The organism is bacterium, from assembly GCA_030018315.1.
In the GTDB taxonomy this organism is placed as follows: Bacteria; Hydrothermota; UBA3073; order JACQXS01; family JAGMCI01; genus JASEGA01.
Window position 1 is genome coordinate 23,236 of the sequence record JASEGA010000011.1, and the last position, 22,575, is coordinate 45,810.

18 protein-coding genes and 6 tRNA genes are annotated in these 22,575 nt (G+C 37.0%); 4 read left to right on the forward strand and 20 right to left on the reverse strand.

Annotated elements, in window-relative coordinates; translation table 11 throughout:
- Positions 1–516, reverse strand: a complete 516-nt coding sequence (gene rplJ, locus QMD71_04925; protein MDI6840179.1) for a 50S ribosomal protein L10 — start codon at positions 514–516, stop codon at positions 1–3.
- Between the two features lie 765 nt (positions 517–1,281).
- Between rplJ and QMD71_04930 the strand changes: the two genes are divergently transcribed.
- Positions 1,282–1,785 carry a transposase gene (locus tag QMD71_04930; GenBank protein MDI6840180.1) on the forward strand — a complete coding sequence of 168 codons (504 nt, stop codon included), beginning with the start codon at positions 1,282–1,284 and terminating at the stop codon, positions 1,783–1,785.
- A 251-nt stretch (positions 1,786–2,036) separates the two neighbouring features.
- On the opposite strand, the gene rplA is transcribed toward QMD71_04930, so the two are convergent.
- The 12 genes from rplA to QMD71_04990 all read right to left on the reverse strand — a co-directional run bounded on the left by rplA (position 2,037) and on the right by QMD71_04990 (position 6,503).
- A complete protein-coding gene (gene rplA, locus QMD71_04935; GenBank protein ID MDI6840181.1) occupies positions 2,037–2,732 on the reverse strand; it encodes a 50S ribosomal protein L1 in 696 nt (231 codons plus the stop codon).
- Positions 2,729–3,154 carry a 50S ribosomal protein L11 gene (gene rplK, locus QMD71_04940; protein MDI6840182.1) on the reverse strand — a complete coding sequence of 142 codons (426 nt, stop codon included), beginning with the start codon at positions 3,152–3,154 and terminating at the stop codon, positions 2,729–2,731. Before rplK ends, rplA begins: the two co-directional genes overlap by 4 nt.
- A gap of 3 nt (positions 3,155–3,157) precedes the next feature.
- Entirely contained in the window at positions 3,158–3,679 is a 522-nt protein-coding gene (gene nusG / locus QMD71_04945) for a transcription termination/antitermination protein NusG (protein MDI6840183.1), read from the reverse strand.
- The gene (secE, locus tag QMD71_04950; protein MDI6840184.1) at positions 3,676–3,861 is read right to left on the reverse strand and encodes a preprotein translocase subunit SecE; all 186 of its coding nucleotides are present in this window, start codon (positions 3,859–3,861) and stop codon (positions 3,676–3,678) included. The genes nusG and secE overlap by 4 nt, the downstream gene beginning before the upstream one ends.
- Positions 3,862–3,863: 2 nt before the next feature.
- Positions 3,864–3,938: transfer RNA gene (locus QMD71_04955), tRNA-Trp, on the reverse strand.
- Between the two features lie 22 nt (positions 3,939–3,960).
- Positions 3,961–4,110, reverse strand: coding sequence for a 50S ribosomal protein L33 (gene rpmG / locus QMD71_04960; protein MDI6840185.1), 150 nt, complete (start codon positions 4,108–4,110; stop codon positions 3,961–3,963).
- Positions 4,111–4,162: 52 nt separating this feature from the next.
- Positions 4,163–4,234 (reverse strand) — tRNA-Thr (locus tag QMD71_04965).
- A 206-nt stretch (positions 4,235–4,440) separates the two neighbouring features.
- A tRNA-Gly gene (locus QMD71_04970) sits at positions 4,441–4,513 on the reverse strand.
- 47 nt (positions 4,514–4,560) lie between these two features.
- A tRNA-Tyr gene (locus tag QMD71_04975) sits at positions 4,561–4,643 on the reverse strand.
- A gap of 92 nt (positions 4,644–4,735) precedes the next feature.
- Positions 4,736–4,810 (reverse strand) — tRNA-Thr (locus QMD71_04980).
- Between the two features lie 107 nt (positions 4,811–4,917).
- Complete coding sequence (locus QMD71_04985; protein ID MDI6840186.1) at positions 4,918–5,562, reverse strand: DUF799 family lipoprotein; 645 nt, start codon at positions 5,560–5,562, stop codon at positions 4,918–4,920.
- A 2-nt stretch (positions 5,563–5,564) separates the two neighbouring features.
- Positions 5,565–6,503, reverse strand: a complete 939-nt coding sequence (locus tag QMD71_04990) for a CsgG/HfaB family protein (protein ID MDI6840187.1) — start codon at positions 6,501–6,503, stop codon at positions 5,565–5,567.
- A 776-nt stretch (positions 6,504–7,279) separates the two neighbouring features.
- Between QMD71_04990 and QMD71_04995 the strand changes: the two genes are divergently transcribed.
- Both QMD71_04995 and QMD71_05000 read left to right on the forward strand, forming a co-directional pair.
- Entirely contained in the window at positions 7,280–10,957 is a 3,678-nt protein-coding gene (locus QMD71_04995; GenBank protein ID MDI6840188.1) for a FlgD immunoglobulin-like domain containing protein, read from the forward strand.
- Positions 10,958–10,971: 14 nt separating this feature from the next.
- Positions 10,972–12,795, forward strand: coding sequence for a PorV/PorQ family protein (locus QMD71_05000; GenBank protein MDI6840189.1), 1,824 nt, complete (start codon positions 10,972–10,974; stop codon positions 12,793–12,795).
- Between the two features lie 230 nt (positions 12,796–13,025).
- On the opposite strand, the gene QMD71_05005 is transcribed toward QMD71_05000, so the two are convergent.
- The 7 genes from QMD71_05005 to lysS form a co-directional block, all read right to left on the reverse strand.
- Positions 13,026–13,099: transfer RNA gene (locus QMD71_05005), tRNA-Met, on the reverse strand.
- 39 nt (positions 13,100–13,138) lie between these two features.
- Positions 13,139–13,858 (reverse strand): type III pantothenate kinase, encoded by a 720-nt coding sequence (locus QMD71_05010; protein MDI6840190.1) that lies wholly within the window; start codon positions 13,856–13,858, stop codon positions 13,139–13,141.
- 12 nt (positions 13,859–13,870) lie between these two features.
- A complete protein-coding gene (locus tag QMD71_05015; GenBank protein ID MDI6840191.1) occupies positions 13,871–14,908 on the reverse strand; it encodes a protein arginine kinase in 1,038 nt (345 codons plus the stop codon).
- 9 nt (positions 14,909–14,917) lie between these two features.
- A complete protein-coding gene (locus QMD71_05020) occupies positions 14,918–15,400 on the reverse strand; it encodes a UvrB/UvrC motif-containing protein (GenBank protein MDI6840192.1) in 483 nt (160 codons plus the stop codon).
- Complete coding sequence (locus tag QMD71_05025; protein ID MDI6840193.1) at positions 15,397–16,086, reverse strand: ABC transporter ATP-binding protein; 690 nt, start codon at positions 16,084–16,086, stop codon at positions 15,397–15,399. The genes QMD71_05020 and QMD71_05025 overlap by 4 nt, the downstream gene beginning before the upstream one ends.
- The gene (locus QMD71_05030) at positions 16,079–17,239 is read right to left on the reverse strand and encodes an ABC transporter permease (protein MDI6840194.1); all 1,161 of its coding nucleotides are present in this window, start codon (positions 17,237–17,239) and stop codon (positions 16,079–16,081) included. The genes QMD71_05025 and QMD71_05030 overlap by 8 nt, the downstream gene beginning before the upstream one ends.
- A 2-nt stretch (positions 17,240–17,241) precedes the next feature.
- A complete protein-coding gene (lysS, locus tag QMD71_05035; GenBank protein MDI6840195.1) occupies positions 17,242–18,693 on the reverse strand; it encodes a lysine--tRNA ligase in 1,452 nt (483 codons plus the stop codon).
- Between the two features lie 157 nt (positions 18,694–18,850).
- Between lysS and QMD71_05040 the strand changes: the two genes are divergently transcribed.
- The gene (locus tag QMD71_05040; protein MDI6840196.1) at positions 18,851–22,459 is read left to right on the forward strand and encodes a sigma 54-interacting transcriptional regulator; all 3,609 of its coding nucleotides are present in this window, start codon (positions 18,851–18,853) and stop codon (positions 22,457–22,459) included.
- Positions 22,460–22,575 lie beyond the last annotated feature (116 nt).

A 22,575-nucleotide genomic window follows, 5' to 3' on the forward strand; every position in this document is an offset into this window, starting at 1 on the left:
TTATACTCCTTTTTTCTTAACTACCTCATCCAATATTAAAACCAATTTTCTTAAGATAGATTGAAGTGTGAAAATAAGGTTGGATAGAGGGGCTACTAAAATATTTAAAAACTCAGATAATAACACATCACGGCCAGGAATCAATGCTATATCTTTAATCTCACCGGGAGATAAAATCTTACCATCAAACCACCCCACTTTAAGGTTGGGTGCACCCACTTCCCTCTGAAATTCAGTCAAGATACGTGCAACAAGAACTGGGTCATCACCAAAACATATACCAGTGGGTCCATCGAGATACATGGTTAAAGGCTCAATTTTTGCCTTTTGAAGAGCGAATTGGAGTATAGAATTTTTAACCACTTGATAGCGTAACGAATTTTCGCGCAACCTTCTCCTTAGCTTTCCTATAGTCTCTACATCTAATCCTCTAAAATCTGTAAGCCATATACCTTTGGAATTACTTAAAGCTGACTTTAGTTCATCCACAATCTTTTCCTTAAGCTCACGTTTCATTTTAGATATAACTGCACTCTACCTAAAAATTTTTTATCTATCCTTAATTAGGGAATAACATTTATTTTCTTATAATTTTTACTATTTTACAACAAAAATCTAAAAAAGCAAGAATTTTTAAAAATTTAATTTAATTTTCTTAACTTTGTTAAAAAATTTTGCTTTGTTGGATAATTCGCTTTACAAAACTTGCAACACCTTGATTGACACCGATTTATGAGATTCTTCACTTCGTTCAGAATGACAAGGTCAAAATTGTCTAAAACCAAGTCAGAGGTTGAAAATCAAAGGTACCAAAAATATTTATTCAACAAAGCAAGTTTTTTAAAAAATTTTTTATATGCCCTCTCTAAAATAAGACTTTACAAGCAACTAGAAAGTTGTAAAATCTATTCCTAAGGAGGGCATATACATATAAATCCCGCCCATCGTCAGATGGGCGTGGATAAATTTTTCACCAGAGCCTCTAAAGGCTCTTAAAATCTACATCCGCAAGTTTGAACGCCATTTTTCAAAGCGTCTAAGGTCAATTTTTATGGCTTATATTACTTGTCTGATGTTGGAATATAAAAGATGTAGCCTCCAAACAATGAGCCAGAAAACTACTCTCACCAGTTATGAGTCCCTCCTATATCATTGATAGGCAGGATGAACGACTCCAATACTTCATTTCTAAATTACGAACATGGGACTCAGAAAAATCAAATACTCAACGAATAATAGAGCTACAAAAGACACACTCCACTAAAACTTGTAGAAGATGTCTTGTTTGACAGTTGGTATTTTAACGAGAGATTCGTAGATCACATCGAGAGTAGGGGAAGCTATTGGATATCAAAAGCGAGGAGTGATAACTTAATCTGGTTCCTCAATAGGAATTGGTGTCGCGTGGATGACCTCGTGAAAGTCATCCCTTCCGTGAAATATAGGAGATTTGTGTACACTAATTCTCGTGGGGAAAAACAGAATTATTACATCTATGGATTCGTGGGCAAGGTTAAGCATCTTGGTGGCAGGAAGTATAGAATTGTTATTGTCAAGTCATCGTGGGAAACTACAAATATGAACGAGATATCTGTTATTGTAAGTAATCACACTGGGCTTGGGAATGAGGAAATATTCACAAGATACAAAAGGAGATGGGAGATAGAATGCGTATTTCGTGAGCTCAAGGATAATTTTTATTTTGACCGATATCAAGTAAGAAGTCTCGCTGCTATAATGAAGCATTGGCATCTTTGTTTTCTTGCTTATACTTTTCTTCCCTGAACTTGTTTCAGGGTTACCGGCTCATATAAAAGGGCACTAAACCGTAAGCTATATACGATAGTGGAATATCTTTTTCTGTATCGGAGTCTTCAGTCGCTCATCTCTTATATTTGGATTTCAAAGAACAAAGAGGCTTATTTCAAGTCCCTACAATTAAATAGGATATAATTTTATCTAAATTTTAACAAAGCACAGTCTTATCTTATATAGCCTCTTCTCTTTCTATGTTTACTTGTAATTCCTTATCAACTTTATTTCATTACTTCTGATACAAATTTTGGGTCTATTTTTATACTGGGGCTCATTGTTGAGGATAGATAAATACTTTTAAAGTAAGTTCCTTTAGCCCCTGCTGGTTTTGCGTTCCATAACTCTTTTAAGAATTGAATAACATTTTCCCGAAGTTTATCTGCATCAAACGAAGCCCTGCCTACTACCCCATGAACACACCCTGTTTTATCCATTTTGAATTCAATTTTACCGCCTTTTAATTCTCTTACTGCTTTACCTACTTCCTGAGTTACAGTTCCAGTTTTAGGGTTTGGCATAAGTCCCCTTGGTCCGAGTAGTTTACCAAACTTACTAATTTTTGGCATTAATTCTGGAGTAGCTATTACGATATCGAAATCAAGCCATCCTTCTTGAATCCGATTAAGGAATTCATCTCCACCTGCAAAGTCAGCACCCGCTTTTTTTGCTTCTTCAATTTTTTCTCCTTCTGCAAGGACAAGGATTCTCCTTGTTTTACCTGTTCCATATGGAAGAGAAACCATTCCTCTAACATGATCCTTCTTAGGGTCGATTTCTAATTTCACAGAAATATCTACAGCCTCATCAAACTTGGCTGTAGATAACTCTTTTAATAATTTAATTGCACTTGAGACTTCATAAAGACGTCCCTTTTCTACTTTACTCTCAATTTCACGGAATCTTTTTGATCTCTTCATTCTTCCACTTCTATTCCCATACTTTTTGCTGTCCCCTCAACTATACGCATCGCATCTTCAATAGTATATGCATTAAGGTCTTGCATTTTTTGTCTTACTATCTCTTGGAGTTGTGCACGTTTTATTTTTGCTACTTTGTTCTTATTTGGCTCACTAGAGGCTTTTGCAATTCCTACAGCTCTTTTTAACAGCATAGATGCAGGTGGGGTCTTAAGAATAAATTCAAAGCTCTTATCATTATATATTGTAATAACAGCTGGAATAATGTATTCCTCGCGTCCTCTTGTTTGATCATTGAATGCTTTACAGAATGCCGGTATATTAATACCATACGGACCGAGAGCTGTACCAACAGGAGGTGCAGGTGTAGCTTGACCACCAGGAATTTGGACCTTTATTTTAGCTATAACTTGCTTTGCCATATTTTAAATTGGTTCTACTTGAAGAAACCCAACTTCTACAGGAGTCTGTCTACCAAAAATTGTAACCATAAGTTTTATCCTCTCTCTTTCAGGATATATTTCCTCAATTACTCCTGTAAAGTCTGCAAATGGGCCATCTATAATTTTAACTGATTCTCCTTTAGTGAAAGGAATTTCAGAAATTTTACTCTCCTCCGGTTTTATATATGCAAGCATTCTATCCACTTCTTCTTTACTCATATGCTGTGGATTTTTACCCCTACCCCCAAAACCCAACACCCCTGGAGTCCTTGAAATTAACTTAAATAAGACATCGTTTGGCTCCATTTGGATTGCTATATAACCTGGGTAAAGTTTTCTCTCTACTGTCATTTTACCCTTCTTCCCTAATTTGGATATCTTCTTTGTTGGTACAATTACTTCTATTTGGTTATTAACCTCTTGGTGTGCAACTTCCTCCCGAATAAGATTGGCTATTTTATGCTCCTGTCCTGAATATACATGAAGAATAAACCACTGTCTCATTTCAAAATCCTCCCAACCACATGGGAGAACAAAATATCCATAAATCCTATAAATATTGCAAGTAATAATGAGATAACTATAACTACCAAAGTAGAGCCCCACAATTCTTTTCTTTTAGGCCATGCTACTCTTGAAAGCTCTATTCTCATTTCATAAAAAAATTTCTTAATCCTATCCATCATTACAGGCCTGGGAGGACTCGAACCCCCAACCCCCGGATTTGGAGTCCGGCGCTCTCACCAATTAGAGCTACAGGCCCAAAAAATAAATTATAAATGCATTTATTTTGTTTCCTTGTGTATTGTATGCTTTCTGCACCATGGACAGTATTTTTTATACTCAACCCTATCCGGATGTTTTTGCTTATTTTTTGTAGTCGTGTAATTTCTACGATTACACTCACTACAAGCTAAAGTTATTATAACCCTCATTCATAAGCCCATGGCCGGAGTTGGGTCGGTGACCCCTTCTCCCGCACTTTTAAGCCTGGAGCGGGGATTGAACCCACGACCCCTTCCTTACCAAGGAAGTGCTCTACCACTGAGCTATCCAGGCACCAAAAGTGTGGTATGCTTTACCCCTGAGTTACATGGGCATAATAAATTAAACTATACACTTTAATCAGAATTTTGTCAAGTCTTTTCAAGCAAGTTTTCAAAAACTATAAGGGCACAATTCGACTCGTAGTGAAGTACAGAATTTAAGTTTAAAACAATCCTAAAAGCGAATGACAGGACTTGAACCCTCACCCATTCCGATTAAGCGGGAGATGGGTTTCGAACCCACAACCCTCAGCTTGGAAGGCTGATGCTCTACCAATTGAGCTACTCCCGCATTCGTTGATTTAAACAGATAAATACCCTCTGTTTAAATCAATGTAATGGGGAGGGAAGGATTCGAACCTCCGAAGGCATACGCCAACAGATTTACAGTCTGCCCCCTTTATCCACTTGGGTACCTCCCCAAAAACACATTGATTAGTAATAAGTGAAATCTATATACAAAAAGCCTACAGAGGGAATTGAACCCTCGACCTGAGATTTATCCCGCACTTTTTGGAGCCGGCGAAGGGAATCGAACCCTTGACCTGAGGTTTACAAAACCTCTGCTCTACCTCTGAGCTACGCCGGCAAAATTATACGTACGAGTTAATCCATTCTTTATTGAGCTCCATTAAGTCAAATCATATTATATAAAAATTTAAAGCTTGTCAACAAATTAAACCACAGGGCTTTCCCTCATAGACAGCCTTTTCGTCTCGTATAGTAGCCAGAGGGCCAAGGAAGATTAGCTAATGCCTCATCAACCGCCTGTTCCGCCTCTTCGCGTAAAGGATGATCGAGTATACCACGAACTACTTTCTCCTTTAGTTGCTCAATAAACTCCTTGCCTGCCTCTTTGAAATCTAAATGGAGTTCACTTTTAGTCCCCTCCCCTTTTCCTTCCCAAATAGTTGCGCCATTCAGAGCGTTCACTATATTAAAATTTAGTTTTACACTCTTTTTTAAGTATATACCCGTCGTAATGTAGCTCGCTTCAACGACTGTCCCATATACAAGCCAGTCTGCACCAAGACTGTCGCCGAGCTCACATGGAGCAACTACACCTAATTGACCACCATCAGTAATGCCCAAATTTAGAAGTAATGTATCTACAACCGCTAATGGTGCCAAATTGAATCCTCTATCTGCTAACTTTTTAAAAAACACATCCCTCACAAGCCCGGCAATCTGGAGGTCATTTGATTGGTTATCCAACAAAAGGATGGCAACTAATTTAGGTGGTGCGAACTCTGGAGCAGTTTTTACTCTGGGATAACAGGCACCAATTATGGCTAATACCCAGAAGCTCAGTAGTATTGAGCTTATTATTCTCTTGCCCATTCTTATTCCAATCTCGCATAATCTCCTGATACTGGTGATTCGCCTGATACCACACGAGCAATTGCACCATCATCACCAAAGTAATTAGTGACCTCTATTTTACCAACAGTAGCCTCTACCCTGCCAATGACTATCCCTGTTTCAGGGCTTCTTATTTCCTTGCCCGGTCTCTTTACTACAAGCACAGTGCCTATATCTAATCTGCTTTCCCTGCCAGCATCAAGATACACCTTGTCAGCCTCAACCTCAGCTATTCTGCAATACCAAGTAATCTTCTTATCCACCTGATACATAAGATTACGCGTAAATTTAACTATCGCAGCCCGCAATGCTTCGTGCTCAATTGTTTCATCATACCCACCAGATGTCCCTATACCAAGAACTGTTATATACTTTACATCAGCTACACCGCTTCCGGTCTCTGTGTATATTATCTCACCAGTCCCAACATCTATAACCCGGACATCCACAGTCGCTTCAGCAGTCTGCTTCTTATGACCGTAAAGGATACAATTTGAGCCCTCAGTCCTTACACCAAAAGCAGACACACTGCCTGTAACTATTGCATTCACGCCAAGTAGCTTACCTGCATGGACTATCTGACTGGGGTCTACCTGACCAGATCGTTCAAATTCTTGTTCCTTAAGTATTTCGCTAATCTTTTCTCTTTCCACTAATATAAACCTACCTGCCTTACCAAGTTCTGTCAGAAGTATATCTGAAGTAGCAGAGCCAAGTCTTGCCCTACCATACTTGGTTTTATCAACAAAATCAACCACAGCAATCTTCTTCCTGGGCCCTAATAGCTCTGCCTCGTATTTCTCAGTTTCCTTCAGAGTTACCCCCCTCTCCTCACGAACTACTCTGGTTGCTGTACATCCAAGAATAGCCATTATGAAGAAAACGAGCAATGTATCCACAATGCTAATCTTTTTAAACATAAAGCCTCCTTTCAAAGCTATATTATCACGATATAGATAGATTGTCAAGATATAATTGCTTTGTTGAATAAATATTTTTGGCACCTTTGATTTTCAACCTCTGACTTGGTTTTAGACAATTTTGACCTTGTCATTCTGAACGAAGTGAAGAATCTCATAAATTGGTATCAATCAAGGTGTTGCAAGTTTTGTAAAGCGAATTATTCAACAAAGCAAGATATAATATAAAAAATGTTTGTAAAAAATGATGCCCTCCTTTCTGAAATGTGATATTATGCAAAGGGTCGGAACCCGACAAGAAACGAAAGGAGGACATCATGAGTGATTATATTATACACTAAGGGGATTTGCACAAGAAATTTTTTAACTTTTTCTGCCTGGACAACAGAACAGGGATAGAAACAGAAGAAAAAGTTTATAAAGTAAGGCAAGGTGGACTTCCCAAGGATGCACAGCTTGTATTGAAATAGACTTTTATTGAGATAGCGAACCAGGCTATGTTAAAGAAATGGATGAGTTTTGAAACTTTTCCATGTCCCCTCCTTTCTTGTCTGAAGGGGATTATACACCATACGGGACATTCTTGCTTGAAAATTAAAACCTTCATTTTAACCCTCTTAGTTTGTTTAATCTGCTGCAAATTCGCTTCACTATTTCTATTAGACAGATAGAGGACATTTTAGCTTAAAAATTAAAGAGGACATTTTTGCTGAAAAGTAACAAAAATTTATTTAAACTTGACAATATGTTTAATCAGGTGTATAAAATTACCTTGAATGATGTGTAAATCTATCATTTTAGGATTAGTATTTTCTATATACTATCCACTCTATGCTCACTGGAGTGTAATTGAGAATATACATCCAGGAAACATAGAGTACGGTAAGACAATGGTAGTAGACAAGTTTGGGCATAAACATGTAGTGTATAGAACCAAAATAACCACTCCTAAGGCAGATAGTGTTGTATGGATGTATCAGTTAAAAGATTCATCAATGACCTATAATCACTGGGAGACACCTGAAACATTATGGAGTTATAATAATCAACAGCGGGAAGCACGTGATTACACTCCTGCTATCGCCGTAGATAATGTTGGTAATATCTATACAGTGTGGTCATACACTGATGCTACAACAGGAAGGGGTGATGTTCTATTCAGGAGAAAAGTAGGTGGAGCATGGCAATCAATTAAGTCTATTAGCACAAACAAACTACAACCCGGTAAGGTCGCAATAGCAGTGAACTCCGATTTATCAGAATTATTTGTGGCATTCCTACATGGGAGTGTGGATTTTGCAACGCTTGAGTGCTACTACTCAAGTGACCAAGGCACAAGTTGGTCGAGTGCATTTTCCCCTATTACAAATGTGACAGGCTATCCCAGTGTTTGCTACGATGCTACCGGACTTAGATATATTATTTATGCATCAGGAGCCGACCTCCATTGCAGGATAGTAAATGCAGACTCAATTATTGGCGCAGTTTGGAGTTGGGCACAATGTAGTTCTGACCCCATAAATGGGAATGTTCATCTTGCATACATACAAAGTGGTGAAGCGCCGCGTAACTTAGTATACAAATTCCACCCAAATGGTAATACGGACCCTAAAATATGGGATAGTACAACTGTAGTATATAAAACAAATGAAGCACCTATCTCTATATCAGTATATAATAATGTAGTAGGTATTCTAAACAGAGGAAACTATTTTGAATACCGTAGTGCTTGGGATACAATTCCGCTACCTCAGCCTGTAATATATCCTGGATGGTGTGTTAGTTTGGATAAAAATGGGTGGTCACATATTGTTGGACACTGGGAACCAACAAGTGATAATATCTACTATTTTACAAACTACACTATATCAAAGATAAAGATTGCACCCGATAGCTCATTTGATATAACTTATCCGGGGATAGCAGTAAAGTATCCATTAACAATAGTAAATAAGGGAAACATAATAGATACAATAAAGCTGATAAGTGCTGGCACAAGACCGGGGTGGATAGCCGATTTCTCTAAAGATACTATATATTCCATAGCACCTGAAGCCACTGCATACGATACATTAATTATAACACCACCTGATACTGCTAAGCCTTGTTCAACGGATTCAACTAAGTTTATTGCATCAGGAGTTGACTGGGCTGTTACCACGACTAAAGATACTGGGTTCACTTTTACAAAGGTAAATATAGATGTTAAACTTGTTAAGAGTGTAATTCAACCACCCGAGAATAGCACTGTAGAGCCTGGAGATACAATAACGTATCAAATAATATGCGCTGATACATGGAATGTAAAGATAGATTCAGTGACTATTCTTGATATAAAAGATGATGAATTAGTAAGGTTTGACACTGTATGGTACAAAGCTCACAGTGATAGCCATAAAGTGAGTATCAGAGATACACTTATTTGGAAAATATGGGGACTTAATCCTAAGCGTGCTGATACCCTCTGTATATGGGGATTAGTAAAGACATTTGTATGTAATGATAAAGTAGATTCAATTGTAAATTTTGCATATAGCACAGAAACGGGCTGTATTTATGCCGATACCTCTAACCGTACTGTGCATAATATTATAGGTACAACAGCACTTGAGCTAACAAAACCTGCCCAAATGCCAAACGATACACTCATCCCTGGTGATACAATATCCTATGTGCTTAAGTGTGCTAATGTAGGAAAGATGCCAGCCTTAAATATAGTAATTATTGACTCGCTTGATACACTTGATATTGAAGGTGTCACAAGTATCTATCCGGCACCATCAGAGGTAACAACAGCTTTTATAAAATGGGATATACCGTGTATACTACCACAAGATACTTTGCTGTGCACATTTAGGGCAGTTGTGAACCGTGAATACAAATGTATCAGAATAGATACACTGTCTAACTATGCCGTAGCATTTGGTGATACTTCAATAATTCCACATACTGCATATTCAGAGACTACTTCAAACAATATTTTGAGAATAGTAAAACTAAATGTAGAGAAGAAGGCTAACCCTCCAAATGGGAGCTGGGTACAGGGCGGTGACTCAATAAATTACAATATATTAAGTTATAATGCCCCTATTGCAAATTGTATAGCAAGAAATATTGACCTTACAGATACACTTGATGCAATAATTGACACAGCAATTAATATCTCAGCTGGTGGAGTCATCTCTAATAAAGTGATAACATGGCATATTGACTCATTAGCTCCTAAGGATACCTTCTATGCATCCTATACTGGTGTTGTCTCCGATACTTTTGTTAAAGATTCTATACTTAACTGGTGCTGGTTATCTTACAGATGCGAAGACATTAGTTCGGACACCATTATTCACCATTACCTGCTATTAATCTCTGCTACTTTGGAAAAGGAAATGAAATATAGAGATATGATATGGCCTGATTTTTCTATAGTGTTACCAAATGATACAGTGGAGTATATTATCACCTGTAACAACACAGGAAAAGGGGTGCTGAGGAATGTTATAATTAAAGATACAGTTGATACAGGAGTTATAGTGAAGGTTATACCTGAATCAGAGGGTGAATATGATAGTATATCAGGTGTTATCACATGGGAAATCGGTAATATACTACCGGACTCGTCAAAAGCGGTAGCTTGGCTTGGAGTGATTAAGTCCTTTGGTAAACAGGAAAATATTTTGGATACACTCATGAACTCTGCTTTTATGTATAGTGATAACTTTACTGGGCCTGCTTTATCAAATACTACTATACACTTGGTAGCTGAACGAAGAATACAGATACTGGTGGAACCTGATACAAGCGGCATTACTACACCTAATAGTGATAAAGACTATACCATTAGAGTTATAAACCTTGGAAACGATTTTGATGTTGTAGATATACAGGTAAATAAAATAGAGGATGGCTGGAGCTATAATCTTACTTATACGGATGGTTCATCCCTTATAGATACAGATAATGATACTAAAATAGATGTGGGTCCAATACCACCAAATGATACCACAGAATTAAAACTTAAGGTAATGTCACCTACTGACTTCATGACTGGAATCAATAAATCTATCGATACACTCGTAATTTGGGGAATATCAAGCCTTGATACCATTGTTAGAGACAGTGCCTGCATTATTACCGAAGCTATACTGCCAGAAATTTCAGCTAAATCTATACATAATTATCCAAATCCATTTGAAAAGGATAAAGGAACTAAATTTGTATTAGCACTACCTACTGAGACTAATCCTACTCTTATTATATATAAACGGACAGGTGAAGTAATCAAAACTTTACTTGATGGTACCAAAACACTGACACGCGGACTGCATGAAGTTCAATGGGATGCTACAAATGATTCAGGAAAGAAGATATCTGCCGGTACATATATTTATATTTTAAAGGCAGATGGAAAAATGATAACAAAGAAGTTAGTTGTGTTACCACCGCGTCGTCATTAGATATGAGAAGAATAATGCAAATATTATTAGGAATTTCGTTCTTTACTCTTCCTATTTACGGGCAATTTGATAAAACAACTACAGGTGGAGCTACTTTTTCAATACTTGAAATTGACCTCGGTCCCAGGATGGCTGCTATGAGTGGAGCATTTTGTGCTATTTCAGACGATATAACTGCAATATGGTGTAACCCAGCAGGATTGGGCCAGCTATCATGGAATGAAGTAAATTTATGTCACCAGGAATGGGCATCAGGGTTTAGGGACGAATATGGAGGAATTGGAGTTAAAACTGCAGGTGGTATTGTTGCTACAAGCTTTCTATATTCAGGGGCTAGTGGAATAGAAGGATATACAGAGGTTAACCAGCCTCTAGAAGAGTTCAGAACCTACGAATCAATGCTAAATATTGCATATGGGATGAGAATTAAAGAGAAGTTGTATTTTGGGTTATCTATGAAAGGATTATACCAGAACTTGGACCCCGGAATTACAGGTCTTCATGGTGATAAAGGGGAAGCTATCGCTAGTGATATAGGTTTCTTATGGAGAGGCAATAAAGCCGGTTTTGGAATAAGCCTACAAAACATAGGAAGCGATGTAAACTATTCTTTTGGAGCAACAGAAAAATTGCCAATTAACATAAAAACAGGCTTCAGTCTAACTCTATTACATGCTCTAAACATTGCAATTGATGCAAATGTGCCACAATTTGGCAAGCCACATTACCATTTGGGTGGTGAACTATGGCTTGGTGATGTATTTGCAATTAGAGGTGGCTATAGATACAGGGACGAAACTCAATTATCTACTAATAATATAAGCGCAGGCTTCGGAATAAGGGCTAAAAATATAGGAATAGACTATGCCTATGCATCCTGTGGAGACTTAGGAATAACACATAGAATTGCGTTGAATTGGATATGGGGCTTTATGCCTAAACCATTTATTAAAACAGGAGATGTTGTTGTTAAAGTGTTTAATGCTGAGACACAGGAGCCACTTCAAGCAATAGTTATAATAAAAGGAGTAATGAGTGATACAGTATTAACTTCTAAAGATAACGGAGAGGTTAGGTTTAAAGACATACCTACAGGCAGACTTAAGGTTACTGCACAAAAAGACTTCTATACATTAAGCGAAGAAACACTCACAGTAGTGGCCGAAAAGACTAAAAGGATAGAGCTTGCTATTAATTATATAGGTCCAAAAGAAAAACTACCTCCAGGAATAACAGGGATATTTGGGAGAGTGACAGGGAGTGAAGCTAATGAGCCATTACTAGCTACTATCCACTATACAGGACAGGTAACTGCTACTACTACCACAGATGCTGATGGCTGGTATGCAGTCACTGATATACCACCAGGAACATATACTGTCTTTATAGAGGCGGATGTGCATAAATACTTTACGCAAACTATACCAGATGTTATTGTTGAGCAAGGTAAAGGGACTTTATTACATTGTATACTTAAAAATGTTAAAACCCTAAGGCTATACTTTGAGAGTGCAAAGTCGTATATTCACCCAGCCGCTTACGAGGAACTGGATACATTAGCCGCCTTTATAAAGCAATACACAGAAAACATATTTGAAATACATGGCCATACTGACTCAAGACCTATCTACACAAAAGAGTTTAAAAATAATTTAGAGCTCTCTTATGCACGTGCTAATGCAGTAAGAGATTACATTATGAGAAAACACGGTGTATCCGGGGATAGGCTCACCGTAAAGGGATTTGGGGCTACAAAACCAATTGCAAATAATAAGACACAACAGGGAATGGCACTCAACAGAAGAATAGAAATTATAATGAAATTGCCACAAGAATAAACCCGTTTAAATTCAAATTCAAACAATGCTTTGTTAAAATTTTGATGCTTTTACTTTCTTGTTCCTTATTTAGACTTATTTTAAGCATAGGACATCACGAAAATAAAAGAAGGACACGAAGTCTTTTAAAAATACCAATTTTTATGCTTAAATCCTTTTCGTGCTTTCATTCTTTCATGTTTTTGTGATAATTTTTAACAAAATACTTTCCAAAATCCAAATATAAAAATTGGCGGCGGAGGGACTCGAACCCACGACGCGAGGATTATGATTCCCCTGCTCTAACCAACTGAGCTACGCCGCCAGAAGGAATAACACAAAATGTTCGTTTTATATTCTACTATTATCTTTTATCTTTAACCCAAATAAAATTAAGTCCGTATAGGCTTAGCCAGGGCTCATATAGGACATTAAGTGGCTTGCTAAAAATATTACCTAATCCACCTGTGATTACAAACTTGAGGTTGCACCTCTTTTTGTTAAAATTTTTCTTAATTCCATTCAATAACCCATTAATTCTACTTATCTCACCCCAGTATGCACCTGCTTTAATACACTCTTTAGTAGACTTACAAAGGATAGCTGTCGCCACTTTTGGTACAGAAATAATAGGAAGTAGTGCTGTATGTTGATGCAATGATTGAAGCCCTAATTTAACACCGGGTAAGATAATCCCACCAACATATTCACCTTTTGCTGATAAAACATCAATAGTTGTTGCACTCCCAAAATCAACTACACAAATTGGTAATCCGAAAAGCTTGCTTCCGCCAATTAAGTTTGCTATCCTATCAGCACCCATCCCTGCATAGGCTCCATTAAGGTATTTAGCATTTATAAAGATTGGTGCTATTTTGTAAAATCCATAAATTACACGAGTAAAAACTTCGTCTTTTTCTGGGATAACGGATGAGATTATCACGGCTTCCAATTTTTTATTTGGCAACCATTCCTTTATCCCGGCCAGCTTATTATTTGCTATTCTTTGTGGATTTATGAGTTTTCTACCCTCAAATAACCCGATACAGGTTGTAGAGTTTCCTATACCTATAGCAAGAACCATTTTATACAGTAATCACAGCCTCTGTCTCACATACATTGCCCTTCTTGCATCCCTTTCACTGGGTTCCATAGGCTTTCCTGTAATTTTCTGTAAATGGGCTGGCTGAATAAATATCAACAGCTCATTTAAAGTCTGTAACCGTAATCCTTTTAAGATTCCAACTCCAATCCCAAATCTTACAGCAGATGATAGATTTATGAACTCTTCACTTGATATAAGTCTTGCATTTTTGAGTATTGAATATGCACGCCATATTTTATCCTCAATTTGGAGTCTTGCACTCTTAAGCAATAGTTCCCTTGCATTATTCTCGTATTCTACAATTTGTAGTACCGTTTTATGCAAGCCGTCAACAATTTCTTCCTCCTTCCTGCCTAGTGTTGTCTGGTTTGATATCTGGAAGAAATTTCCCTCTACTTTTGTCCCTTCACCATATAAGCCCCTTACTGATAAGCCAACTTGACCAAGTTTTTCAAGCACCTTTCTTATCTTACCTGAATGTATAAGACCTGGTAAATGAATAAGTACAGATACTCTCAATCCTGTTCCAGTATTTGTAGGACATGCTGTAAGGTAACCAAATTGGGATGAAAATGCGTATGGGAGTTTCCCGGATAGCTCATCATCAAGCTTATTTACAAGTTCATACGCTCTCTCCAAGTTTAACCCCGGAGTCAGTGCTTGCAGCCTCAAATGGTCCTCTTCATTTATGACAACAGCTAAACTCTCACCTTTCCATATCTCTACACCTTTCCCTTTACCATTTTTAAGAAACTCACGTGACACAAGATGGCGTTCGGCCAAGAATTCTCTCTCAGTAGGAGAGAGCTCAGCCAATGGAACTATAAGTTTATCGCCACGAACTGTTGCTACCCGCTCTTCTATGAAATTAAAGATTTCTTCAAGCTCATCCCTTTTTGCTCTTAACGGAAATTTAAATTGAGAAAGATTTCTTGCTATTCTTATCCTTGACGACAGTACAATCTCTGCAAACTCACCTTCAGCATTAGTCCAGGAGGGTGAGCTTGTAAGTAAGTCAGCAAATTTCATAATAAAAATCTACCATTTTGAGTTTTTAATCTTCCTTATTTCATCCCTTATACGGGCTGCTTCCTCGTACGACTCGTTCTCTACTGCTTTTTTAAGACGGCTCCTTAACTCGTGTATTCTATTATCTTTCTTATATTCATCAGGCTCAGCACCAATTGTCTTTCCAATGTGTTGTGTACTGCCATGGATTCGGCGGAGTAATGAAGATATCTTTTTTTCAAATGTCTTGTAACAATCTGCACAGCCAAATTTAGTAGTCTCTCTAAATTCTCTATATGATAAGCCACATCTTGGACATTTAAGTTCCTCAACTTCTGGCTCATGTGGTATTAATGGGATAAACTCCTTAAGGTCAAATAGGCTAGATGGCTTAATAAGACCCTTCTTTTGGGCACAGTCATCACATAAATGAAGCTCAGTCTTCTGATTATTCACAATTACAGTGTAAAATACAGTAGACTCCTTTTCATGGCATATATCACAAAGCATCATACCTCCTTTAACTTTCCAGCTTCCAATTTTAACACTCTACTCCCTATATTAGCAAGTGACTCTTTATGGGTAGCAATTAGAAATGTTACATTGTGTTCTTTATTAAGTTTCAAGAAAAGGTTATGTAACTCTCCACTTGTCTCTGGATCCAAGTTCCCTGAAGGCTCATCTGCAAGCACAATTCTCGGATTATTAACAAGCGCCCTCGCTACTCCCACTCTTTGACGCTCACCACCTGAGAGATGCGGTGGAATTTTATGCTCTTTACCTTTTAGCCCTACTGCATCAAGGAGTAGGGTACATCTTTCAGTAAGTTGATTTTCTCTACCAATTAGAGTGGGGAGCTTGACATTCTCAAGTGCAGTAAATTCAGGCATCAGCTGATGAAACTGAAATACAAACCCTATCTCTTTATTCCTTATTTTAGAGAGTTCTTTATCTGAGTGTGCAAAAATATCTACCCCACCAAGTAGTACCTTACCTTGCGTTGGCTTATCAAGCCCACCAAGTATATGAATCAAAGTAGTCTTACCACATCCAGAAGGACCAAAAATCACAACTATCTCACCCAGAGCGACCTGAAGATTCAAGTCTTTTAAGACTTCAACTTTCTTTGTATCTTCTTTATAAATCTTGTAAATATCTTGAGCCTCAAGTATAATATCCTTTGAGCAAACTTTACTCATATCTTATTGCTTCTGATGGTAATAATTTTGCTGCTTTTGAAGCCGGATAAATGCTTGCAATAAATGATATAAAGATAGCACCTATGCCAACAAGGATAAAATCAGTTAATCTCATACAAACAGGTAATGTCTCAATTCCATATACACCGGGCGGCAACGATATAAAATGATATTTACTAAGTATAAAAGATAGACCCAACCCAATTCCTGTCCCAACTATAGTCCCTACCAGCCCTATTAACAGCCCCTCTAACATAAAAATACGTCTTACCATATTTGAAGTCGCCCCTATAGCTCTCAATACCCCTATTTCTCTTGTCTTCTGTGTTACAAGCATAATAAGAGTAGCCGCTATCCCAAAACAGGCAACTACAATTATTAGTAATAGTAATGTAAACATTGTCACTTTCTCCAATCTTAACGCAGAGAATAAATTTGAATTTAACTCTATCCAGTGTGTAGCATAATATGGGTAACCAATCTCTTTATTTATAGCAACTGCAACCCCAGGTGCTTTGTAGATATCATCAAGCCGTAGTTCAAGTCCTGTCACTTTATCGCCAATGCCAAGAAAATCTTGAATAGAGCTAAGTGGTAAATAAGCGAGTGATGAATTATATTCATAAAGCCCAGCATTAAATATACCAGTAACTTCAAATTTTCCTGTCCTTATTCCAAATGGGCTTAACTCTTGTACTCCAAACAATATCAATGTATCGTGCAAGAATGCACCAAGCCCATCTGCAAGAGTTTTGCCAAGTACAAGCCCGGTAAGCTCACCATCTAAATTCTTAATCTTATCGTTTCCAATTACACCCCTCAATATAACTCCATCCTGTGTTGTCCTACTCTTTAGTATTCCCTTGGAATAAATAAATGGCTCAACACTTTTTACATGCTGAATCTTATAAATACGCTGTATCAATGATTTATAATCTGATATGGACTCATTGTGAAACTTAAGAACAATCACATCAGGGCTTGTAGCTAATATCTTATCACGTAACTCTTTATGGAATCCATTCATAACTGACATAACTACAAGTAAGCAGCCAACTCCAATTGTAACACCTCCAACTGAGATACCCGAAATTACTTTCCTGAATACACCACCCGACGCAGTGATATGCCTACGCGCTATAAAGAGTTCCAATCTCATGTCCGCAGTTGTGGGAATAATATCACATCCTTAATAGAATACGAATTTGTAAATAGCATCACTATCCTATCAATCCCAAGCCCCAGCCCCCCAGTAGGCGGCATACCAACGCCAAGTGCTTCAATGAAGTCTTCGTCCATAACCTGTGCCTCCATATCACCTTTACGCCTAAACTCTTGCTGCACTTTAAACCGCTCAATTTGCTCTAATGGGTCGTTGAGCTCCGAAAACGCATTCCCAAGCTCTATACCACACACAAATGGCTCAAAGCGCTCAACAAGAGTTGGGTCACCCCTCTTCTCTTTTGCAAGTGGTGATATATCTTTTGGATAATCAATTATAAAAACAGGCTCAATAAGATTTGGTTGAATGAGGGTATCAAAAATTGCATTTAGAATTTTACCACGATGATATCCTTTGTCCACAGTGATACCATTTTTTTCTGCAATCTTAACTAATTCTGATTCAGTAGAATTTTTTAAATCCATTCCTACATATTCCTTTAGTGCTTCAAAGAATGGCATCCTATTCCATTTTGGGCTAAATTTTATTTTTGTCCCCTGGTATTCAATTTCATTGCCCCCCTTCAACTTCACACACAATGTCTCAAACAACTCCTCTACAATTCTCATCATATCCTCATAGTCTGCATAAGCTTGATATAATTCAAGCTGTGTAAACTCTGGATTATGGACTCTGTCCATACCTTCATTTCTGAAATCTTTGCCAAACTCGTAAACCTTTGTAAACCCGCCAATAATGAGCCTCTTAAGGTAAAGCTCGTCCGAAATCCTTAAGTAAAAGTCGCGTTCCAAAGTCTTATAGTAGCTCTTAAATGGTTCAGCAAAGCCACCACCATAAATTGGCTGTAATATAGGGGTATCAACTTCAATAAAGCCATGGCTATCTAAAAAATTACGTATTTCCTGAATTATTTTAACCCTCGTAAGAAACACATGTTTAACTTCAGGGCTCATAATAAGGTCAAGATGCCTCTTACGATACCTTAACTCCTTATCCTGTAATCCATGCCACTTCTCAGGTAATGGATGAAGAGACTTGGAAAGTAAAACAAAATCGTTTGCTAATACAGTAAGCTCCTTAGTCCGAGTCTCAAATATTTTACCCTCAACTCCAATAAAATCGCCTATATCAATGAGGTCAAAATTTTTATACTTATCACCAAGTACATCAGATTTAAAATAGAGCTGAATTTTATCTTCCTCATCTTGTATATCTACAAAACTTGCCTTCCCATGTCCACGGATAGCTGTTATACGACCGGCAAGCTTAACTTGCGTTTTCTTCTCTATAAGTGAACCGCTATTACCACGAATAGACTGAATAGTATGGCTTATCTCAAACTTGTAAGGATAAGGATTTATACCACTCGCCTTAATTTTGTTCAGCTTATCAATCCTGATTTTTTCCTGCTCTTCATTAAACATATTCAAATTATATCCTACTCATTAGACCTGTCAAGATATATTTTTGTAACTACGATTTACACGGATTTAATTAGAAAACGAATTATATTAATGATGTAATCCTCTCTGTTAACTGATTTAGACATAATTGCTTAAAAATTTCTTGCTTATTAAACTATTGTGTGATAGATTATTTATAGAGGAATTGTTAATGGAAGACCACTTAATTGTAAAGACGAAGATTACACCACCTAAACTTGGCAAAAATATACTCAAACGACAAAGGCTGTTAAATTTACTTCGTGATAATCTTGATAAGAAACTTATTCTAATTTCAGCAGATGCTGGCTATGGGAAGACGACACTTATTTTAGATCTGGCCTCAGAGATTGAGCAACACAGAAGGGCTTGGCTTACTGTAGATAAAGGAGATACTGAGCTTATAGTTTTCATGACTTATCTTGTAGAAAGCATTATCCAAGCTTATCCAAATTTTGGTAATAAAACAAAGATTGTTATCAAAAATATTACATCCGCTAACATTGAAATGGTAATCGGCACATTTATTAATGAACTTATGGATACTTTAAAGGATGAGCTTTTTATATTCATAGATGACTATCATTTAGTAAGTGAATCGAAATCAATAAATGATGCATTAGACTATCTACTTGAGCATCAGCCCCCAAAATTACATCTGATTATCTCAACTCGCACTTTACCTACTGTCCAATTAACAAAGTTAAGTGCAAAACAGCAACTGTTCGCACTTAAAAAAGAAGACCTCCAGTTTACAGAGGAAGAAGTAAAAACCCTATTTAAAGATATTTATCATATAGATATTCCTGAGATAGAATTAACTAAGCTTGAAGAGTATACTAAAGGTTGGGTTACTGCACTTCAACTTATATCCCAGGAATTAAGCTATAAAAGACCGGATGAAGTAACAGATATTTATTCAAAAGCTGGTGAAAAAGTATTCGAATACTTTAGCAATGAGATAATGCAGAAACTACCGAAGTCTTTACAAGACTTTATGCTTAAATCGTCTATTTTAGAATCTATGGAGTCAGAACTCTTGAATAATTTGCTTGAAATAAGTAACTCTGCTGAGATGTTAGATTCATTAGTGAAACTTAATCTTTTTATTTCTACTATTCCGGGCAAGAAAAATGCCTTTAAGTATCATTCACTTTTTAGAGAATTTTTGATAAACCTGGTGAACAAAACTTTTGATAAAGAGTTAATTAAAGATTTATATAGGAAGGCTGCTACATATTTTACTCAAGTAAATGATATAGAGAGCGCAATTCTGCATTGGCTTGCATCGGCAGATTATGAGAAAGCGGCAGACCTTATAGAAAAGGGAGCAAAAGACATGATTGGTAAAGGGAGGTTGAATACGGTCAACAGCTGGATAAATAGTTTACCACTCGATTTGGTAGATAATCATCCTTGGCTTTTGACTTATAAAGGTGAGATATTCTATAGATGGGGAGAATGGGATGAGGCGTTACAACAGTTCGGGAAGGCAGAAAAAATCTTTAGTAAAAGAGGTAATAAACTCGGATTATGCCGCACACTTTATGGGATTGGAACAATAACTATTTTAAGAGGAGACGCTAATAAAGGATTAGAACTTTTAGGAAAGGCGCTCAAATTGGCACCCGAAAAGGAGTATTCTCTTAAGGCAAATATATTAAATGCAATAAGAAGTGCTTTCCAAAGACAAGGTGAATATAAAGAGGCAATTAAAAATTTAACTGAAGCGCTCTCTTTATGTAAAAAGATAGAAAATGTTCCTCTTCAAACTATGTTATTACATAACTTGGGAGCGATCCATCATCGTCAGGGCGATTTTACTCGTGCAGAACAGATTTATAAAGAGGTCATGGAAATATATAGTAAGATTCTACCACCCTGGGCAGGCGGTACCTATAATAATATGGCTGGGCTTTCATTGATGAAAGGAGATTATTCTCAAGGTAAAATGTGGTTAGAAAGAGGCATCCAAATTTGCAAAGATTTCAATGACAAAAGAGGATTAGCCAACGCTTACTTAACAATGGGGGAGGTGTTGAGTGAGACTCAAGAATATGAATCTGCTATGGAGAAGTATCAAGAAGTATTAACACTGAATTTGAAATTCAAAGATATGCAGCTACAAATTCTGTGTTTGGATGGCATCGCTAGACTGCACTTACTTCAAGCCGATTATTATCGTGCAGAACAATGTATCAATAAGGCATTAGAAGTCGCCAAGGAGGGGAGCAAAAATTTATGGCTTGCCCAAGTACTCTTGACCAAAGGTGAAATTGCCATAGCTATTGGAGCTTTAGATGAGGCTGAAAAAACTTTATTAGACTCACTTTCCATAATTGAAAATCTTGGAGTTAATTATGACCTAACGCAAGTTTACTTCTGGCTTACTCAACTTTATCTTAAAAAAGCTATACCTACTCAAAAGGAAAAATTAAAATATTATATAAAGGAAGCATTAAGGCTAGCAAGCAAATATGGGTATGACCACTTTTTGATTAAAAAGTGCAGAAATAATTTTTCTTTCCTTGATATTGCTGTAAGGAACAAAATTGAACCCCGATACGCCATCTTTATTTTATCACAAATAGGAACCTCAGCTTTTGGTACTCTAACTTCATTATTTGAAATAAAAGATGAGCATATCCAAAGATGGGTAATAGAAGGATTAGTAAATATCGGCGATGAGCATGTATTACATTGGCTAGAAAAGTTAAAGGAAGAAGAATATCCTTCACTTAAGGGAAATATCTCACAAGCAATTACCAGAGTTCAAAAGGTAATAAAAGAGATTCCAAAAGAAGTAGTTTATGAGGGTGAAAAAAAAGTAAAGCCCAGATTTAAAGATATAATAGGTAATCATCCAAAGATGCAAGAGCTATACAATCTTTTAGAAAAAGTAATTGATACAGACGCTACGGTTTTGATTACCGGAGAGACAGGTACAGGTAAGGAATTAGTTGCGAGGGCTATACATTACAATAGTAAGCGAAAGGATAATAAATTTATCGCTTTAGCTTGCGGAGCTATGCCCGAAACCCTGTTAGAGAGCGAGCTATTTGGCTATGTAAAAGGTGCATTTACAGGAGCGGTTAGTACAAAGAAGGGCTTATTTGAGGAAGCAGATGGTGGTACCTTATTCTTAGACGATGTCACAAACTTGACTCCCGGGATACAGGCAAAATTGTTAAGAGTGCTTGAAGACAAAGAGATAAGACCTGTAGGCGGACTATCCTCAAAAAAGGTAGATGTCCGTATTATTACCTCAACAAATAAAGATTTAGAGAAAGAAGTAAAAGAGGGCAAATTTCGTGATGACTTATATTATCGATTGACTGGGATTACAATAAAATTACCTCCACTCAGAGAACGAAAGAGTGACATACCACTACTTGCACAGCATTTTCTTAAGAAATACTCAATAAAAATGAATAAAAACATTAAAGGGTTTGAGAAAGAAGTTATGGATTTATTGCTTTATCATGACTGGCCCGGAAATGTGAGGGAACTGGAGCGTGAAATTGAAAGATTAGTTGTTTTATGTCATGATAATATAATAAGGGCTGCAAATTTAAGCATAGCTACTTCTATAGCTCCTTTCAGAGAGGAAACAATGAATGAAGAGCAACGAATGATTATAAATGCCATTACAAAAGCAAGTGGTAATAAAACTAAGGCAGCAAAGATAATTGGCTGGCCCAGACGGAAACTATACAGAAGAATGAAAGCTCTCAATATACCCTACTAAATCGAGTCATATCTGACACATCTCTGTCACACTGTGTCCATATGTCACATTTTCCCTATCTTTTCATAAGTTTTTTTCGGTCCCCTTTTTAAAATTTCTATAAGCTATCTTTTTAT

What these genes read in the sequence shown, in the direction of transcription:
- QMD71_05015 (MDI6840191.1), bottom strand. Translation starts at nt 14,908, where the DNA reads ATGAAATTTGCTGACTTACTTACAAGCTCACCCTCCTGGACTAATGCT.
- QMD71_04990 (MDI6840187.1), bottom strand. Translation starts at nt 6,503, where the DNA reads ATGTTTAAAAAGATTAGCATTGTGGATACATTGCTCGTTTTCTTCATA.
- rplA (MDI6840181.1), bottom strand. Translation starts at nt 2,732, where the DNA reads ATGAAGAGATCAAAAAGATTCCGTGAAATTGAGAGTAAAGTAGAAAAG.
- rplK (MDI6840182.1), bottom strand. Translation starts at nt 3,154, where the DNA reads ATGGCAAAGCAAGTTATAGCTAAAATAAAGGTCCAAATTCCTGGTGGT.
- lysS (MDI6840195.1), bottom strand. Translation starts at nt 18,693, where the DNA reads ATGTTTAATGAAGAGCAGGAAAAAATCAGGATTGATAAGCTGAACAAA.
- nusG (MDI6840183.1), bottom strand. Translation starts at nt 3,679, where the DNA reads ATGAGACAGTGGTTTATTCTTCATGTATATTCAGGACAGGAGCATAAA.
- QMD71_05020 (MDI6840192.1), bottom strand. Translation starts at nt 15,400, where the DNA reads ATGATGCTTTGTGATATATGCCATGAAAAGGAGTCTACTGTATTTTAC.
- rplJ (MDI6840179.1), bottom strand. Translation starts at nt 516, where the DNA reads ATGAAACGTGAGCTTAAGGAAAAGATTGTGGATGAACTAAAGTCAGCT.
- secE (MDI6840184.1), bottom strand. Translation starts at nt 3,861, where the DNA reads ATGATGGATAGGATTAAGAAATTTTTTTATGAAATGAGAATAGAGCTT.
- QMD71_05000 (MDI6840189.1), top strand. Translation starts at nt 10,972, where the DNA reads ATGCAAATATTATTAGGAATTTCGTTCTTTACTCTTCCTATTTACGGG.
- QMD71_04995 (MDI6840188.1), top strand. Translation starts at nt 7,280, where the DNA reads ATGATGTGTAAATCTATCATTTTAGGATTAGTATTTTCTATATACTAT.
- QMD71_05025 (MDI6840193.1), bottom strand. Translation starts at nt 16,086, where the DNA reads ATGAGTAAAGTTTGCTCAAAGGATATTATACTTGAGGCTCAAGATATT.
- rpmG (MDI6840185.1), bottom strand. Translation starts at nt 4,110, where the DNA reads ATGAGGGTTATAATAACTTTAGCTTGTAGTGAGTGTAATCGTAGAAAT.
- QMD71_04985 (MDI6840186.1), bottom strand. Translation starts at nt 5,562, where the DNA reads ATGGGCAAGAGAATAATAAGCTCAATACTACTGAGCTTCTGGGTATTA.
- QMD71_05010 (MDI6840190.1), bottom strand. Translation starts at nt 13,858, where the DNA reads ATGGTTCTTGCTATAGGTATAGGAAACTCTACAACCTGTATCGGGTTA.